Consider the following 17,702-nt stretch of genomic DNA (forward strand, 5'->3'; position numbering starts at 1 on the left):
TCGATGGACATCGACATGAGCGCGCTGCGGCTGCTGGAGCGCGAGAAGGACATCAGCCTCGACGTCCTCGTCGCCGCGATCGAGCAGGCCCTCCTGTCCGCGTACCACCGCACGCCCGACGCGTACGCCCGGGCGCGCGTCGAGCTCGACCGCAAGAGCGGTCACGTGACGGTATGGGCCCGCGAGGAGCTGCCGGCGCCGCCGTCGGACGACGACGACGAGGGCGCGCCGCGCGGCCCCGTCGAGCACGGCCCGGAGTTCGACCACACGCCGGCGGACTTCGGCCGCATCGCGACGTCCACCGCGCGCCAGGTGATCGTGCAGCGCCTGCGGGACGCGGAGGACGACCAGATCCTCGGCACGTTCCGCGGCAAGGAGGGCGAGGTCCTCGCCGGGGTCATCCAGCAGGGCCGCGACCCGCGCGTCGTGCTCGTCGACGTCGGCGGGACCGAGGCGGTCCTGCCCCCGCACGAGCAGGTCCCGACCGAGGAGTACGTGCACGGCGAGCGCCTGCGCGCGTACGTCCTCGAGGTCGCGCGGGGAATGAAGGGTGCGCAGATCACGTTGAGCCGCACGCACCCGAACCTCGTGCGCAAGCTCTTCGAGCTCGAGGTCCCCGAGGTCGCGGACGGTTCCGTGGAGATCACGGCCATCGCCCGCGAGGCGGGCCACCGGTCCAAGGTCGCGGTCCGCTCGACGGTCCCGGGCCTCGGCGCCAAGGGCGCGTGCATCGGCCCCATGGGCTCGCGCGTCCGCGCGGTCATGGCCGAGCTGCACGGCGAGAAGATCGACATCGTCGACCACAGCGACGACCCTGCTCGTCTCGTCGCGAACGCCCTCTCGCCGGCCCGTGTGTCGTCCGTCACGATCGTCGACGCGGAGGCGCGCGCCGCGCGTGTGGTGGTCCCGGACTTCCAGCTCTCCCTCGCGATCGGCAAGGAGGGGCAGAACGCCCGGCTCGCCGCGAAGCTCACCGGGTGGCGCATCGACATCCGCTCCGACGAGGGCGGCGAGGGCGCGACGCCGGGCGACCGGAGCTCCTCCTCCGGCGATGCCCCGGCCGCGGGTCGAGAGCCCGCGGAGCGGTAGCGCGCACGGTGCCTCGGTCACGTACCGCGGGGCAGCGCGCTAGACTGTCCTCGACCGGGCCGCGTGCCCGCGCCTCGACCGTGCCCACGGATCACCCCCCGACCACCGGAGAACCGGTGCAGGGTCCGTTCCGTACGTGCGTCGGGTGCCGGAAGCGCGACCTGAGATCCGTCCTCCTCCGTCTGGTCGTCGACCGGTCCGGCACGAGCACCGACGAGCCCCGGCTCGCGGTCGACGTCGGGCGGTCGCTCCCAGGGCGCGGCGCGTGGCTCCACGCGACGACGCGGTGCCTCGAGGCGGCGGAACGCCGGCGGGCCGTCCCGCGGGCCCTGCGACACGCAGGCCCGTTCGACCTCGCCGCGGTCCGCGCCGTCGTCGAGGCCCAGCAGGAGGGCGGGCACACCGCGCGTCACGACCAGGACCCCGGATGATCCGGGCCGGGTCACCCTGTGGCCGCACGCACGGCCGCACTGCACGACACGTCGACAAGGAAGCGGGTTAGAAGCCGATGGGCACCCGATGAGTACCCAGCGATGAGCACCCAGCACTAACGACGGTCCTCCCTGTCCGGGGCGGGCCGAGACAGGAGAGTTGTGGCAAAGGTCCGCGTCTACGAGCTCGCGAAGGAGCTCGGGGTGGAGAGCAAGACCATCATGACCAAGCTGACGGAGCTCGGTGAGTTCGTCCGCTCGGCATCCTCGACCATCGAGCCACCGGTGGTCCGCAAGCTGCGCGACGCCTTCCCCGCCGGGGGAGCAGCGCCGAGCCGTCCTGCGGCCGCCCGCCCGGCGCCCGCAGCGGCGTCGAAGCCGGCAGCGCCGAAGCCCGCCCCGAAGGCGGAGCCGCGTCCGGCCACGGAGGCCCCGGCCGCCGAGACCACGGCGCCCGCGCCGCAGGCCCCCGCGGCCAAGGCGGCACCGGCACCCGCAGAGCGTCCGGCGCCCGCGCCGGCCCCTGCACCTGCCCCCGCGCAGAAGCCGACCGCCTCGCCCAAGCCGGCTGGCGGCTCCAACACGCCCGCGCCGCGTCCGGGCGCACGGCCCGGCGCCTCGCGCCCGGGCAACAACCCGTTCGCGCCCAGCCAGGGCATGCCGCGCCAGGGCGGTCCCCGTCCCGGCGCCCCGCGCCCGGGCAACAACCCGTTCGCGCCCAGCCAGGGCATGCCCCGTCCGGGCAGCCGGCCGGAGCGTTCCGACGCCGGTGCCCCGGCCGGCGGCGGCGAGCGCCCGGGCGGTCCCCGTCCCGGTGGTCCTCGTCCCGCGCCGCGTCCCGGCGGGCCGCGTCCCAACCCCGGCATGATGCCGGGCCGCACCTCGGTCGGCCGTCCCGGTGAGCGTCCTGCTCCCGGTGGTCGTCCCGGCGGTGGTGGCGGCGGCGGAGGCCGCGGTGGCTTCGGCGGTCGTCCCGGTGGCGGCGGCGGTGCCCCCGGCGCCGGCGGCGGTTTCGCCGGTCGTCCCGGTGGCGGCGGTCGTCCCGGCGGCGCTGGCCGTGGGTCGACCCAGGGTGCTTTCGGTCGCGCCGGCGGACGCCCCGTCCGTGGACGCAAGTCGAAGCGGGCGAAGCGCCAGGAGTTCGAGCAGATGCAGGCGCCGTCGCTCGGCGGCGTGCAGGTTCCCCGCGGCAACGGCAAGACGGTCGTCCGCCTGCGGCACGGCTCGTCCCTGAACGACTTCGCCGACAAGATCGACGCGAACCCGGCGAGCCTCGTCACGGTGCTGTTCCACCTCGGTGAGATGGCGACCGCGACGCAGTCGCTCGACGAGGACACGTTCGGCACCCTGGCGGTCGAGCTCGGCTACGTCATCGAGATGGTGTCGGCCGAGGAGGAGGACCGCGAGCTGCTCGGGTCCTTCGACATCGACCTGGACGCCGAGCTCGAGGCCGAGGGCGACGACGAGCTGGCGGCCCGCCCGCCGGTCGTCACCGTCATGGGCCACGTCGACCACGGAAAGACCAAGCTCCTCGACGCGATCCGCCAGACGGACGTCGTCGCGGGCGAGGCCGGTGGCATCACGCAGCACATCGGTGCGTACCAGGTGCGCCACGTGCACGAGGGCAACGACCGCGCCATCACCTTCATCGACACCCCGGGTCACGAGGCGTTCACCGCCATGCGTGCCCGTGGTGCCCAGGTGACGGACATCGCGATCCTCGTCGTGGCCGCCGACGACGGCGTCATGCCGCAGACCATCGAGGCGCTCAACCACGCCCAGGCGGCGAACGTCCCGATCGTCGTCGCGGTGAACAAGGTGGACAAGGAGGGGGCCAACCCCGCCAAGATCCGCCAGCAGCTCACCGAGTACAACCTGGTGGCCGAGGAGTACGGCGGCGACACGATGTTCGTCGACGTCTCCGCGAAGCAGAACATGGGCATCGACGACCTCCTCGAGGCCGTCCTGCTCACGGCCGACGCCTCGCTCGACCTGCGCGCCAACCCCGACAAGGACGCGCGCGGTGTCGCCATCGAGGCCAACCTGGACAAGGGCCGCGGCGCCGTCGCGACCGTCCTCGTCCAGTCCGGCACGCTGCACGTCGGTGACGCGATCGTCGCCGGCACGGCCCACGGCCGCGTCCGCGCGATGTTCGACGAGCACGGCAACGCCGTGACCGAGGCGGGCCCCGCCCGTCCGGTCCTCGTGCTGGGTCTCGCGTCCGTGCCGAGCGCGGGCGACACGTTCCTCGTGGCGCCCGACGAGCGGACCGCTCGCCAGATCGCCGAGAAGCGCGAGGCCGCCGAGCGTGCCGCCCTCCTGGCCAAGCGCCGCAAGCGCATCAGCCTCGAGGACTTCACGCAGGCGCTCCAGCAGGGCAAGGTCGAGACCCTCAACCTCGTCCTCAAGGGCGACGTGTCCGGTGCCGTCGAGGCCCTCGAGGACGCGCTGCTCAAGATCGACGTCGGCGAGGAGGTCGAGCTGCGCGTCATCCACCGCGGTGTGGGTGCCATCACGCAGAACGACGTCAACCTCGCGACGGTCGACAACGCGATCATCATCGGCTTCAACGTGAAGTTCGGCGAGCGCGTCGAGGACCTGGCCGAGCGCGAGGGCGTCGACGTCCGCTTCTACTCGATCATCTACCAGGCGATCGAGGATGTGGAAGCAGCGCTCAAGGGCATGCTCAAGCCGGAGTACGAGGAGGCCCAGCTGGGCGCCGCGGAGATCCGCGAGATCTTCCGCTCCTCCAAGTTCGGCAACATCGCCGGGACGATCGTCCGGTCCGGCGAGATCCGCCGCAACGCCAAGGCGCGCGTCCTGCGCGACGGCAAGGTCGTGGGGGACAACCTCACGGTCGAGTCGCTCAAGCGGTTCAAGGACGACGCGACCGAGGTCCGCGAGGGCTACGAGTGCGGCATCGGGCTCGGGTCGTTCAACGACCTGCAGATCGGCGACACGATCGAGACGTTCGAGATGCGGGAGAAGCCGCGTTCCTGACGTTCGTCGGTGCTCGGGGGCGGTCACGTTTCGTGGCCGCCCCCGGGCGTACCTCCGGGTCGGGCTCACCTCCGGACCGTGACTCCGCAGGGCGGCGCCGGGTCTACCATCCGCCCGCTCGTCCCTCGCGGGCTCCCGCCAGACCCACCACGACCCGCCGCCGCCCTGCTGCGCCCCGGTCCTCTGCGTGCGCCCCCGCTCGGCCGGCGTCCACGAGGCGACGTACGGTCGTCACGTCATCGAGCCGGCCCCGCCCGGCATGAAAGGAAGAAAGTCATGGTCGACCACCCTCGGGCGAGGAAGCTCGCCGACCGGATCAAGGTCATCGTCGCGCAGATGCTCGACACGCGGATCAAGGACCCGCGGCTCGGGTTCGTCACCGTCACGGACGTGCGCGTGACCGGCGACCTGCAGAACGCCTCGGTGTTCTACACGGTCTACGGCAGCGACGAGGAGCGGGAGGGCACCGCCGCTGCGCTGGAGAGCGCCAAGGGGATCATCCGGTCCGAGGTCGGCAAGCAGACGGGCATCCGTCTCACGCCGACGCTCGAGTTCCACCTGGACTCCGTGCCCGAGACGGCGGCGCACCTCGACGCCGCGCTCATCGAGGCCCGGCGGCGCGACGCCGAGCTCGCTGCGCTGCGCGAGGGCAAGTCCTTCGCGGGCGACGAGGACCCGTACCGCACGCCCGAGCAGGGCGATGAGCGCGCCGAGGACTGACCGCCCCGCGTCACCGCCGCGGCGCCCGACCGCGCCCGACGGGCTGCTCGTCGTCGACAAGCCGTCCGGGTGGACGAGCCACGACGTCGTCGGGCGCGTGCGGCGGCTCGCCGGGACGCGCAAGGTCGGGCACGCCGGGACGCTCGACCCGATGGCGACCGGGGTGCTCGTGCTCGGCGTCGGACGGGCGACGAAGCTGCTGACGTACGTCGTGGGCGCCGACAAGGAGTACCGGGCGACCGTGCGCCTCGGCGTGACGACGACGACCGACGACGCCGAGGGCGAGGTCGTCGCCCGGGTCGACGCGTCCGGCGTCGCGCGGGCGGACCTCGACGCGGAGGTGGCGCGCCTCACGGGCGACATCCTCCAGGCGCCGAGCGCCGTGAGCGCGATCAAGGTGGACGGGAAGCGCGCGTACGCGCTCGTCCGCGCGGGCGAGCAGGTCGAGCTCGCGGCCCGACCGGTGACCGTGTCGCGGTTCGACGTGCACGACGTGCGCGTCGTCGCGCCCGGCACCGCCGGCGTGCCCGACGACGCCCCCGCGGCCCTCGACCTCGACGTGACCGTCGTGTGCTCGTCCGGCACGTACGTCCGCGCGCTCGCGCGGGACCTCGGGGCGGCTCTCGGCGTCGGGGGGCACCTGACCGCTCTGCGGCGCACACGGGTCGGCGGGTACGACCTCGACGTGGCCGTGACCCTCGAGGAGGCCGAGGCGCAGGCCGACCAGGACGGGGTCCTGGCCACGCTCCCGCTCGCCGACGCGGCGCGCGCGACGTTCCCCGTGCGCGACCTCACCGACGCGGAGGCCGTCGCGCTGTCCTACGGTCAGTGGGTCGCGGCGTCGGGCGCGGCCGGCACGACGGCCGCGATGGCGCCCGACGGCACGCTCGTCGCGCTCGTCGAGGACACCCGCCGCGGCGGTGCCGACCTCGCGCGGCCCGTCCTCGTGCTCGCCCCCGCGTGACCTGGACCACACGAGGGGCCCGCAGAGGTCGTGCGGTCACGACGGCCCGTCCCCGTCGTGGCAGGCTTGACCCGCGCGACACCCGCCGTCCGGCAGCGCGTCGCCGCCGCCGGCCCGACGACCGACCCCTAGACACCCGAGGAGCTCGCACGTGCACCTGTGGACGGCCCTGAGCCAGGTCCCGTCGGGGTTCGGCCCGACGGTCGTGACGCTCGGCAACTTCGACGGCGTCCACCGCGGTCACGCACAGGTCCTCGGCCGCATCGTCGACCTCGCCCGGTCGCGCGACGCCCGGGCGGTCGCGGTGACGTTCCACCCGCACCCCGCCGTCGTGCACCGGCCGGACGAGGCGCCCGAGCTCATCACGGGCATCGCCGACCGGATCGAGCTGCTGGCGGCCACCGGTCTCGACGCGGTCCTGCTCGTCGAGTACACGCTCGACTTCGCGCGCCAGACGCCCGAGGAGTTCGTCCAGACGTACCTGGTCGACGGCCTGCACGCGGGGACGGTCGTCGTCGGGCACGACGTCCGGTTCGGTCGGGACAACTCCGGCACCCTCGCCACGATGGTCGAGCTGGGTGCGCGCCACGGGTTCGAGGTCGTCGCGATCGACGACGTCGGCCAGCACCAGGGCGTCCCCGTCACCGAGGGCGACACGGGGCACGACGCCCGCTGGTCGTCGACGGGCGTGCGCGCGCTGCTCACGGCGGGCGACGTCCGGGAGGCGGCGCGCATCCTCGGGCGCCACCACCGCGTGCGGGGAGCCGTCGTCCACGGCGACGCGCGCGGCCGCGACCTGGGGTTCCCGACGGCCAACCTCGGCGAGATCGCCGGCATGGTCCCGGCGGACGGCGTCTACGCCGGGTGGCTCGAGCGCCCGCAGCTCGCCGCCGCCGACCCGCACCACCCGGACGTCCGGCTGCCTGCCGCGATCTCGATCGGTACGAACCCGACGTTCGACGGTCTCGAGCGGCGGGTGGAGGCCTACGTGCTCGACCGCACCGACCTCGACCTCTACGACGAGGACGTCGTCCTCGAGCTCGTGGACCGCCTGCGGCCGACGCTGCGCTTCGACGGCGTCGAGCCGCTCGTCGCGCAGATGCACGACGACGTGGCGCGCGCCCGCGCCGTGCTCGCCGCCGACCCGGGGGAGTGAGGCCGTGAGCCAGGACGCGGCCGTCGTCGCGCGCGACCTGCGCGTGGGGTACGGGGACGTCGCCGTGTGCGGCCCCGTCGACCTCAGGCTCTCGCCCGGGGAGGTGCTCGCCGTCGTCGGTCCCAACGGGAGCGGCAAGTCCACCGTGCTGAAGACCGTGCTCGGCCGTCTCGACGCGCTCGGCGGCACCGTCGAGGTCCTCGGGCGACCCGTCGACGAGCGCGAGCGCGCGTTCCGCGCTCGCGTCGCCGGCGTGGGGGACGACGACGCCTACTTCCCCGGCCTGAGCGTCCGCGAGCACCTCGTGCTCCTCGCACGCGGGCACGGTGTCGCGGGGGCGGGGAGCGCCGTCGACGAGGTCATGGCGATGCTCGGCATCACGTCGCGCGCGGACGCCGCGCCCACCGAGCTGTCGTCGGGCCAACGTCGGCGACTCCTGCTCGCGACCGCGTTCGTCCGGCCCCGCGACGTGCTCGTGCTCGACGAGCCCGAGCAGCGGCTCGACCCCGGCACGCGCCGGCTCGTGGCCGACCTGATCGCCGCGGAGGCGGCGCGCGGCGTCGCCGTGCTCCTCGCGACGCACGACCCCGAGGTCGCGGCGCGGACCGGCGCGCGCGGGCTGCTCGTGGGCGAGGACGCGTGCGCCGACGTCGCGCGCGACGACCTCGCCGGAGTCCTCACGGCGGTCCGATGACGACGACCGTCGCGCCCGAGGTGCGCACGGACCCCGACGAGCAGCTCACGGGCCGCGAGCTGCGCCGCCTCACCGCGCGCGTCGCGACCTGGCACGCGCGGCGCGCGGGGCGCGGGCCCGGCCAGCTCCTGGTCGACGTCGCGTACGTCGTCGTGTCCGTCCTGCTCGCCGGGGTGCTCGTCGGTGGCACCGTGTCCGCGCTGGGCGACGCGCTGACGAGCGAGCAGGCCTGGACCCTCGGCGCGACCCTGGGCGGCGACCTCGACCCGTGGACCGGCGGGGCACGGCCCCCGTCGCCGGGCGTCGTGGTCCTGCTCGTGCTGTGCGTCCTGCTCGGGCTGGTGGCCTCGACGGCGGCGCGGCTCGGCCCCGCGGGCGTCGGGACCGCCGGGGTGCACTGGTGGCTTCCGGCCCCCGCCGACCGCCGCGGGCTGCTCCTGCCGTCGGTGGGCGCGGTGATCGGGTGGGCCGTCGTCGCGGGCGCGCTCGGCGGGGCGGCGGCGGGGCTCCTGGCGGCCGCCGGCCCGGCCGGCGTGCTCTCCGGCGCCCTCGTGGGAGCGCCCGCCGCCGTCGTCGTGGCGTCTCTCACGGGCCTCGTGCAGCATCGGGGGTCGCGCACGGCGGTGCTCGTGGGCGACACGCTCGTGGCATGCGTCCCGGTCCTCGGGCTCGTGCTCGTCGCCACGGGTCTGCACCTGCCCGTCCTGGGGCCCTCGACGACCCTGACGGCCCTCGCGGTGGCGCTCGCGGCGCTCGCGGCCGGTCTGGTCGTGGTCTGGACGACGCGCGTCGACCGCCTTCGCCTCCCCGTCCTCGCGGCCCGTAGCGGCGAGTCCGACCGGCTGGGTGCGGCCCTGCTGTCGATGGACCCGCGCGACCTCGGGCGTGCGCTCGACGCCGGTGCGCGCCCGCGCCGGCCCCGGCGCGGCCGGACGTTCCGTGCCGTGCGAGGACCTCGCGGTGCGATCGTCGCCGCCGACGTCGTGCTGCTCGTGCGCACGTCGTCGTCGTGGACGCAGCTCGTGGGGCTCGTCGCGCTGCTCGTGCTCGCGCACCAGGTGCCCGTCCTCGCGGCCGGGCCCGGTCTCGCGGCCGTCGTCGCCGTCGCGGGCGCGCGGGCGGCGGGGCTCGGCGCGGGCGGCGCACGTCACGCCGAGATGGTGCCGGCGCTGGACGCGTCCCTGCCGCTGTCCGCCCGCGCGGTCCGGGCGGTGCGCCTCGTCGTCCCGGCGGCGACCGCCGTCCTCGCCCTCGTCACCGGCGTCGTCCCCGTCGTGCTGGCCACCGGGTCCACCGGGTGGCTCGTGCTCGCCGCGCTCGTCGGCGTCGGGTGCGGCGCGAGCGCGGTGCGCGGCGCACTGCGTCCCGCGCCGGACTGGTCCGGCCCGCTGTTCGCCACACCCATGGGCGCGGTCCCTGTGAACGCCGCGGCGGTCGCACGCCAGGGCCCCGACCTTCTCCTGCTGAGCCTCGTGCCGTTCACGATCGCCGCGCTGCTCGGCGTCGTCACGCCGGCCCTCGTCGTCGCGCAGGCGGTCGCGGCGGGCGTGGCGGTCGCGATCGCGACGCACGCCCCACGACGCGGCTAGCTGGACGAGGGCGCGCGCGCAGTCTGCTCCCGGTGTCACGGACGAGCCCCCGCCCGCTCCCTCTCCGTGTGAGGTGCGCCACGTCGTGCGTGGCGTGCCCGTCGCGGTCACGGCGCCCGCACCAGTCCCGGGCACGCCCGCACGCGTCACATCCCCGCTCTCAGAGAGGCAGAGCCATGGAGGCTCAGCAGAACCCGGCGGCCACCGTCGCCGAGGACGTGGTCGACGTCGTCGCCCCCGACGCGGTCGACCAGGCGTCCACCCCGATCGGCCGGACCGTGCGCAGCGTCGGCCACGGGTCCACCGTGGCCGCCGTCGACGACACCACCGACGAGCACGTCGACCCGGCGTCGTCGAACGCGCCGCTCCTGCCCGCCGCGGAGGCGGCGGTCGCCCGAGACCACCTGTTGCACCGGTACGACTCCACGACCGCGTTCGACTACCTGTTCCCGGAGCTCGCCGAGCGGTTCCCCGCGTTCCACCTGCCGGTGGGCGACGGCGCGACGGCGAGCACGGTCCAGGCGCTCACGGCCCTCGGCACGGCCATGGTGGCGCGCCCGGCCGCGACCCCCGGGCAGCCCCCGCCCAACCTCAACTCGCACGTCCCGGCGGTCTACACGTACTGGGGCCAGTTCATCGACCACGACATCACGCTCAACACGAACGGGCCGGACACCTCGTCCGGCGACGGCGGCGACCAGGCGCTGGGCGACGTCGACGCGTCCCCCTTCGCGGTCTTCGGCCCGAAGGTCGTCGTCCGATCGCTCCACAACGGCCGCCACCCCGCCCTCAACCTGGACTCGCTCTACGGCAGCGGGCCGGTCTTCGAGGGGGAGCCGGGAGTCGGCACCACACGCAGCGAGGCGTCGTACGTCCCCGGGTCGGCCAAGCTCCGTCTCGGCCGCATCGCGACGGAGCCCGTCGCGTTCCCCGGCGGCCCGACCTTCTCCCTCGTCGCGCCCGGCGACGACGCGCAGCGCGACCTCCCGCGCGACGAGAAGGGCGCTCCGCTCATCCCGGACGGGCGCAACGACGAGAACCTTGTCGTGGCGCAGTTCCACCTCGCGATGATCCGGTTCCACAACGCGGTCGTCGACTGGGTGGGCGAGTTCGAGCCGTGGGTCCGCGTCGGGGGAGAGCGCGCCGTGTTCGAGCGCGCGAGCCAGCTCGTGCGGTGGCACTACCAGTGGCTCGTCGTCAACGACTACCTGCGCACGCTCACGAAGCCCGGGGTGCTCGACGCGGTCCTGCTCCGCGACACGTCGGTGTTCCGTCCGCGCTACCCGATCTCGATGCCGCTCGAGTTCGCCGTCGCGGCGTTCCGGTTCGGCCACTCGATGATCCGCGACACGTACGACTTCAACGTCAACTTCACGGGACCCCCGCCCGCCAACGCGAGCCTGGTCCAGCTGTTCCAGTTCACGGGCAACGGCGGCAGCCTGTTCCCGGGTCCGTCGGGCGGCCCGGCGCTCCCGTCGAACTGGCCCATCGAGTGGACGCGGTTCGTGGACAAGGGCGACCCGTCGCCGTTCCGCATGGCCGAGAAGATCGACACGTTCCTCGCCCCGAGCCTCGGGACGCTCGTCAAGGAGGGCGTTCTGCCCGACGAACCACCCACGCACACGCCCCAGCAGCTCGCCGCGAGCGCGCTGCAGAAGCAGCTCGCCCAGCGCAACCTCCTGCGCGGCTACATGCTCGCGCTCCCGACGGGCGAGGCTGTCGCGAACGCGCTCGGGGTCACGCCCCTGACGACCGGTCAGCTCGAGGACCGGGCCGGCGACGACGTCAAGCGGGCGCTCGCCGCGCTGCGCACCGGTGACCACGGCGGCACGCCGCTGTGGTACTACGTGCTCAAGGAGGCGGAGGTCCAGGGCAACGGGAGCTTCCTCGGCGACGTGGGGAGCAGGGTGCTGGCGGAGACGTTCGTGTACCTGCTGCGCCAGGACGAGACGTCGTACGTCCGGGCGAGCAACCACTGGACGCCCGCGCAGGGCGTGCACTTCGAGGACGGCTCGCTCGTCCTCACGCTGCCGGACGTGCTGCGGTTCGCGGGCGTGCTGCCCGACGCCGCGGGGGAGTTCCGCGGCGACGGCACCGCCGGGCACGACGGCGCACCGTGACCTGACCACCTCGTCACCCCGCACGACGGCGCGGCCTCCCTCGCGGGAGCCGCGCCGTCGTGCTGCGTCCGTGCCGCCGGCCCGGCCGCAGGTCCGGGCGCAGGTCCGGGCGCAGGTCCGGGCGCCGCCGGACCGGACGAGGGCGTCCACCTGGTAAGATCGATGCGCCGTCTGATCGGCCGCGGATCCAGAGAGCCTCAGGAAGTTCCTCCTGACGCGCCGCGCAACGAACCCGAAGGAGAACCGTGCCGCTCGACACTGCCACGAAGCAGCGCATCATGACCGAGTACGCGACGAGCGAGGGCGACACCGGTTCGCCGGAGGTCCAGATCGCGATGCTCTCGCAGCGCATCAAGGACCTGACCGAGCACCTCAAGGAGCACAAGCACGACCACCACAGCCGTCGTGGCCTGCTCCTCCTCGTCGGCCAGCGTCGCCGTCTCCTCGGCTACCTGCAGAAGGTCGACATCAACCGCTACCGCAGCCTGATCGAGCGTCTCGGTCTGCGCCGCTGAACCACCCTCTCCAGCCCGGTCCCCTGCGGGGGCCGGGCTGGTCTGGTGAGATGTACCCGTAGAACACCCACTGCGCCGCCGGCCTCTCGTTCGGTCCTCGGTAGTGGCCCACGGACCCCGTCGCGCGTCGTCCTCCCGGACGACGGACGGGCACCGCCGTGGACCTCGATCGAAGACCGCCGAGCGTCGAGCGCGACCGGAGCCCTCTGCGCGCCACGCGCGCGAGCGGCACGGACCGGAACCCTCGACAGGGCTACCCGGGCGGCGCTTCGAGAAGAGGAGGGCACCCGTGGAGGGTCCCGAGATCCAGTTCGCCGAGGCCACGATCGACAACGGTCGCTTCGGCACCCGCACCGTCCGGTTCGAAACCGGGCGCCTCGCCCGTCAGGCGGCGGGCTCCGTCGCCGCGTACCTCGACGACGAGACCATGCTCCTGTCGACCACGACGGCCGGCAAGCACCCCAAGGAGCAGTTCGACTTCTTCCCCCTGACGGTGGACGTCGAGGAGCGCATGTACGCCGCGGGCCGCATCCCCGGCTCGTTCTTCCGCCGCGAGGGCCGTCCCTCGACGGACGCGATCCTCGCCTGTCGCCTCATCGACCGCCCGCTGCGCCCCCTGTTCGTCAAGGGCCTGCGCAACGAGGTCCAGGTCGTCATCACCGTCCTCGCGATCCACCCGGACGACGCGTACGACACGCTCGCGATCAACGCCGCCTCGGCGTCGACGCAGATCTCCGGCCTGCCGTTCTCCGGCCCGGTCGGCGCGGTGCGCATCGCGCTGATCGACGGCCAGTGGGTCGCGTTCCCCAAGTACTCCGACAAGGAGCGCGCCGTCTTCGACATGGTCGTCGCCGGCCGCAACGTCGTCGCGGCGGACGGCTCGACCGACGTCGCGATCGCCATGATCGAGGCCGAGGCCACCGACAACGCGTGGGGCCTCATCAAGGACGAGGGCGTGGCCGCCCCGACCGAGGACGTCGTCGCCGAGGGTATCGAGGCCGCCAAGCCGTTCATCAAGGCCCTGTGCGACGCGCAGGCTGCGCTCGCCGCGCAGTCCGCGAAGCCGGTCCGCGAGTTCCCGGTCTTCCTCGACTACCAGGACGACGCGTTCGCGGCCGTCGAGGCCGAGGTCGCGGCGGACCTGCGCGAGGCGCTCGCCATCGCGGACAAGCAGGACCGCGAGAACCGTCTCGACGAGATCAAGAACGAGATGGTGGGCAAGCTCCAGGCCGGGTTCGACGGCCGCGAGAAGGAGCTCTCCGCCGCGTACCGCTCGCTGCAGAAGAAGCTCGTGCGCCAGCGCGTCCTCACGGACGGCGTGCGCATCGACGGTCGTGGGCTCGCGGACATCCGCACGCTCTCGGCCGAGGTCGAGGTGCTCCCGCGCGTGCACGGCTCGGCGCTGTTCGAGCGTGGCGAGACCCAGATCATGGGCGTCACGACGCTCAACATGCTCCGCATGGAGCAGCAGATCGACTCGCTCGGTCCGGAGACGCGCAAGCGCTACATGCACAACTACAACTTCCCGCCCTACTCGACCGGTGAGACCGGCCGCGTGGGCAGCCCGAAGCGTCGCGAGATCGGGCACGGCGCGCTCGCCGAGCGCGCGCTCGTGCCGGTGCTGCCGAGCCGCGAGGAGTTCCCGTACGCGATCCGTCAGGTGTCCGAGGCCCTCGGCTCCAACGGGTCGACGTCGATGGGCTCGGTCTGCGCCTCGACGCTCTCGCTCCTCAACGCGGGCGTGCCGCTGCGCGCGGCCGTCGCGGGCATCGCGATGGGCCTCATCTCCGACACCGTGGACGGTGAGACCCGCTACGCGGCGCTCACCGACATCCTCGGGGCCGAGGACGCCTTCGGCGACATGGACTTCAAGGTCGCCGGCACGCGCGAGTTCGTCACGGCCATCCAGCTCGACACCAAGCTCGACGGCATCCCCGCCTCGGTGCTCGGCGGCGCGCTGACCCAGGCCCGCGACGCGCGCCTGACGATCCTCGACGTGCTCGCCGAGGCGATCGACGTCCCGGACGAGATGTCCCCGAACGCCCCGCGCGTCATCTCCGTGAAGGTGCCGGTCGACAAGATCGGCGAGGTCATCGGCCCCAAGGGCAAGATGATCAACCAGATCCAGGAGGAGACGGGCGCGGACATCTCCATCGAGGACGACGGCACCGTCTACATCGGCGCCACCGACGGCCCCTCGGCCGAGGCCGCCCGCGCGGCGATCAACGCGATCGCCAACCCGCACGTCCCCGAGATCGGCGAGCGCTTCGTCGGCACGGTCGTCAAGACCACGTCGTTCGGTGCGTTCATCTCGCTCTCCCCGGGCAAGGACGGTCTGCTGCACATCAGCCAGATCCGCAAGCTCGTGGGTGGCAAGCGCGTCGAGAACGTCGAGGACGTGCTCTCCATCGGCCAGAAGGTCCAGGTCGAGATCGGCGAGATCGACCCGCGCGGCAAGCTCTCGCTGCACGCCGTGGTCGAGGAGTCCGCGGAGGGTGCCGACGACGCGGCCCCGGCCGGCGACGTCGTCGAGGGCGCGGACGCCTGACGTGCCCTGGGACCTCCCGCTCGTCCCGGCCGGCACGGCCGGGGCCGAGCTGACCGCCGGGCAGGACGGTGCGACCATCCGTCGCAGCGTCCTGCCCGGCGGGGTCCGGGTGCTCACCGAGTCGATGCCGGGCCTGCGCTCGGCCACGATGGGCGCCTGGGTCGGCGTCGGCTCGCGCGACGAGACCGACGGCCACTTCGGCTCGACCCACTTCCTCGAGCACCTGCTGTTCAAGGGCACGGCGCGCCGGTCCGCGATGGACATCGCCGAGGCGTTCGACGCCGTCGGCGGCGAGGCCAACGCGGCGACCGGCAAGGAGCACACGTGCTACTACGCGCGCGTGCTCGACACCGACCTGCCCATGGCGGTCGACGTCATCACGGACATGGTGACCTCCGCGCGCCTCGACGCCGACGAGCTCGAGACCGAGCGCGGCGTCATCCTCGAAGAGCTCGCGATGAACGACGACGACCCGTCGGACGTCGTCCACGAGGAGTTCGCGGCCGCCGTCCTCGCCGGCCACCCCCTCGGCCGGCCGATCGGCGGCACGCCGGACACGATCAACGCCGTCCCGCGCGACGCCGTCTGGGAGCACTACCGGTGGCACTACCGCCCCGAGACCCTCGTGGTCGCGGCGGCGGGCGGTGTGGACCACGACGTGCTCGTGGACCAGGTCGCGCAGGCACTGACCGACGGCGGGTGGTCGCTCGACGCCTCCGCCGCACCCCGGGCGCGGCGCGACCCGCACGACCCCGCCCTCGCGGGCGTCGGGACGGACGGCGTCGAGCTGACGATCCGGCGCACGGTCGAGCAGGCGAACGTCGTCATCGGCGGCACCGGCCTGTCCGCGACGGACGACCGTCGTTTCACGCTGTCCGTCCTCAGTGCCGCCCTCGGCGGTGGCATGAGCTCGCGCCTCTTCCAGGAGATCCGGGAGAAGCGCGGTCTCGCGTACTCGACGTACTCGTTCGCGTCGGGTCACGGCGGCATCGGCACGTTCGGCCTCTACGCCGGCTGCGCGCCGTCGAAGGTCGACGAGGTGACCGCGCTGCTGCACGGCGAGCTGGACCGGTTCGCCGACGACGGCATCACGGGCGCCGAGCTGGACCGCAGCATCGGCCAGCTCGCGGGCGGCCTCGTCCTCGGTCTCGAGGACTCGGGCTCGCGCATGAGCCGCCTCGGCAAGGCCGAGCTCGTCTACGGCGAGCTGCTGAGCCTCGAGGAGTCGCTCGACGCGATCCGGTCCGTCACGGCCGACGACGTGCGCAAGCTGGCGGGCGAGCTCGCCTCGCGCGCTCGTTCCGTCGTGCGCGTGGGCCCGTTCGGCGACTGAACCCGGTCCGCACCGGACCAGCACCCGCACGGCACCCTGCTGACGCACCGCACGGCCGCCCCTCCCGCACGGGAGGGGCGGCCGTCGTCGTCGTGCCCGTGGTCCTCCGGTCGACCGTGGCCCGTCTGCTCGTCGTGACCGCCGCCCGGCGAGGTCTTCTCGCCGGATAGGGTGACGGACGTGAGCGAGCAGAACACCACCGAGCAGAACACCTCCGGGCAGAGCACCTCCGGGCAGAGCACCACGGAGCACGGCACCGTCCGGCAGGGTCCCTCAGGAGCGCTGCGGGTGGCGGTGCTCGGCGCCGCCGGCCGCATGGGCGCGACCGTGTGCGCGGCGGTCGACGGCGCTCCCGACCTCGAGCTCGTCGCGCGGCTGGACGCGGGCGACACGGTCTCGGCCGCGACGCTCGGCGGCGCGGACGTCGCGGTCGACTTCACCGTGCCGTCCGCGACGGAGGCGAACGTCCACGCCCTCATCGACGCCGGGGTGCACGCGGTGGTGGGGACGACGGGCTGGACCGACGAGAGCCGGGGCCGCCTCGTCGAGCACCTCGCCCGCGCGGCGGGTGACGGGCGACCCGGTCTGGGCGTCCTCATCGCCCCGAACTTCGGCCTCTCCGCCGTCCTCGCGATGACGTTCGCGGCGAAGGCCGCGCGCTACTTCGAGTCGGCCGAGGTGATCGAGCTGCACCACCCGGACAAGGTGGACGCGCCGTCGGGCACCGCGCGGCACACCGCCGCCGCGATCGCCGCCGCCCGCGCGGACGCGGGCGTCGCGCCCGCGCCCGACGCGACGGAGACCGGCTGGGAGGCCCGCGGCGCCGACGTCGACGGCGTGCGCGTCCACGCGGTCCGCCTGCGCGGCCTCGTGGCGCACGAGGAGATCCTCTTCGGCAACCCGGGGGAGCAGCTCGTGATCCGTCAGGACTCGTTCGACCGCGTGTCGTTCATGCCGGGCGTGCTGCTCGCGGTGCGCGAGGTCGTGTCGCGCCCGGGCCTGACCGTCGGGCTCGAGAACGTGCTGGACCTGGCGTGAGCCCCTCGTCCCCGGGCGACCCCGGCGGTCCCGTCGCGCCGCGGGCGCGCCGCCCGTGGAAGGCCATCGTCGGTGCGGTGCTCGTCACCGCGCTGCTCGCGCTCTACGTCTGGCAGGTCGCGGGACGCGCCGCCGCCCTGATCCGGACCGGGGAGCCCGCAGCGATGGCCATCGGTGCGGGCGTGCTCGTCCTGCCGCTGCTCGTCGTGGGGCTCGTGGGCCGGGAGTTCCTCCTGGCCGGGACCGTGCAGCGGATGGCCGACGTTCTCGCCGCCGGCGGACGGCTGCCCGTCGACGAGCTGCCGCGCTCCCCGGGAGGCCGCATCGACCGCGCCGCGGCGGACGAGGCGTTCGAGCCGTACCGGGCGGCGGTCGAGGCGCAGCCGGAGAGCTGGGAGGCCTGGTACCACCTCGCGTTCGCGTACGACGCCTCGGGCGACCGGAAGCGTGCTCGCGAGGCGCTGCGCGCGGCCGCCCGCCTGTACCGCGCACGCCCCCGCTGACG

General features: G+C 74.1%; 14 protein-coding genes. All 14 read left to right on the forward strand.

The genetic code is table 11. From position 1 onward, the window contains the following. Window positions 1-3 precede the first annotated feature (3 nt). The 14 genes from nusA to V5D56_RS12280 all read left to right on the forward strand — a co-directional run bounded on the left by nusA (window position 4) and on the right by V5D56_RS12280 (window position 17,700). Window positions 4-1,089, forward strand: coding sequence for a transcription termination factor NusA (gene nusA / locus V5D56_RS12215; protein ID WP_435735599.1), 1,086 nt, complete (start codon window positions 4-6; stop codon window positions 1,087-1,089). Window positions 1,090-1,205: 116 nt separating this feature from the next. Next, a complete protein-coding gene (locus tag V5D56_RS12220) occupies window positions 1,206-1,520 on the forward strand; it encodes a YlxR family protein (protein WP_435735600.1) in 315 nt (104 codons plus the stop codon). A gap of 162 nt (window positions 1,521-1,682) precedes the next feature. Next, window positions 1,683-4,520, forward strand: coding sequence for a translation initiation factor IF-2 (gene infB, locus V5D56_RS12225; protein WP_435735601.1), 2,838 nt, complete (start codon window positions 1,683-1,685; stop codon window positions 4,518-4,520). 276 nt (window positions 4,521-4,796) lie between these two features. Next, entirely contained in the window at window positions 4,797-5,240 is a 444-nt protein-coding gene (gene rbfA, locus V5D56_RS12230) for a 30S ribosome-binding factor RbfA (RefSeq protein ID WP_435735602.1), read from the forward strand. Beyond that, on the forward strand, window positions 5,221-6,204 hold the full coding sequence (gene truB, locus V5D56_RS12235; protein ID WP_435735603.1) for a tRNA pseudouridine(55) synthase TruB: 984 nt from the start codon (window positions 5,221-5,223) through the stop codon (window positions 6,202-6,204). The genes rbfA and truB overlap by 20 nt, the downstream gene beginning before the upstream one ends. A 151-nt stretch (window positions 6,205-6,355) precedes the next feature. Next, entirely contained in the window at window positions 6,356-7,360 is a 1,005-nt protein-coding gene (locus V5D56_RS12240; RefSeq protein WP_435735604.1) for a bifunctional riboflavin kinase/FAD synthetase, read from the forward strand. Between the two features lie 4 nt (window positions 7,361-7,364). Next, window positions 7,365-8,054, forward strand: a complete 690-nt coding sequence (locus V5D56_RS12245; protein ID WP_435735605.1) for an ABC transporter ATP-binding protein — start codon at window positions 7,365-7,367, stop codon at window positions 8,052-8,054. Then, the gene (locus V5D56_RS12250; RefSeq protein WP_435735606.1) at window positions 8,051-9,643 is read left to right on the forward strand and encodes a DUF6297 family protein; all 1,593 of its coding nucleotides are present in this window, start codon (window positions 8,051-8,053) and stop codon (window positions 9,641-9,643) included. Before V5D56_RS12245 ends, V5D56_RS12250 begins: the two co-directional genes overlap by 4 nt. Before the next feature lie 176 nt (window positions 9,644-9,819). Next, a complete protein-coding gene (locus V5D56_RS12255) occupies window positions 9,820-11,763 on the forward strand; it encodes a peroxidase family protein (protein WP_435735607.1) in 1,944 nt (647 codons plus the stop codon). 245 nt (window positions 11,764-12,008) lie between these two features. Next, window positions 12,009-12,278: a 30S ribosomal protein S15 gene (rpsO, locus tag V5D56_RS12260; RefSeq protein ID WP_251150682.1), complete on the forward strand. Its 270-nt coding sequence runs from the start codon at window positions 12,009-12,011 to the stop codon at window positions 12,276-12,278. 289 nt (window positions 12,279-12,567) lie between these two features. Further along, window positions 12,568-14,826: a polyribonucleotide nucleotidyltransferase gene (locus V5D56_RS12265; RefSeq protein ID WP_435735608.1), complete on the forward strand. Its 2,259-nt coding sequence runs from the start codon at window positions 12,568-12,570 to the stop codon at window positions 14,824-14,826. Between the two features lies 1 nt (window position 14,827). Further along, window positions 14,828-16,159, forward strand: coding sequence for a M16 family metallopeptidase (locus V5D56_RS12270; protein ID WP_435735609.1), 1,332 nt, complete (start codon window positions 14,828-14,830; stop codon window positions 16,157-16,159). A 282-nt stretch (window positions 16,160-16,441) separates the two neighbouring features. Further along, window positions 16,442-17,197, forward strand: a complete 756-nt coding sequence (gene dapB, locus V5D56_RS12275) for a 4-hydroxy-tetrahydrodipicolinate reductase (protein ID WP_435739020.1) — start codon at window positions 16,442-16,444, stop codon at window positions 17,195-17,197. Continuing rightward, window positions 17,194-17,700, forward strand: a complete 507-nt coding sequence (locus V5D56_RS12280) for a tetratricopeptide repeat protein (protein ID WP_435735610.1) — start codon at window positions 17,194-17,196, stop codon at window positions 17,698-17,700. Before dapB ends, V5D56_RS12280 begins: the two co-directional genes overlap by 4 nt. Window positions 17,701-17,702: the final 2 nt, after the last annotated feature.

It is taken from the genome of Cellulosimicrobium sp. PMB13, from assembly GCF_051294865.1.
In the GTDB taxonomy this organism is placed as follows: Bacteria; Actinomycetota; Actinomycetes; order Actinomycetales; family Cellulomonadaceae; genus Cellulosimicrobium.

Bases quoted from the DNA above. Each gene is read 5' to 3' on its own strand.
- nusA (WP_435735599.1), top strand. From the start codon at position 4: ATGGACATCGACATGAGCGCGCTGCGGCTGCTGGAGCGCGAGAAGGAC.
- rbfA (WP_435735602.1), top strand. From the start codon at position 4,797: ATGGTCGACCACCCTCGGGCGAGGAAGCTCGCCGACCGGATCAAGGTC.
- truB (WP_435735603.1), top strand. From the start codon at position 5,221: ATGAGCGCGCCGAGGACTGACCGCCCCGCGTCACCGCCGCGGCGCCCG.
- V5D56_RS12250 (WP_435735606.1), top strand. From the start codon at position 8,051: ATGACGACGACCGTCGCGCCCGAGGTGCGCACGGACCCCGACGAGCAG.
- V5D56_RS12255 (WP_435735607.1), top strand. From the start codon at position 9,820: ATGGAGGCTCAGCAGAACCCGGCGGCCACCGTCGCCGAGGACGTGGTC.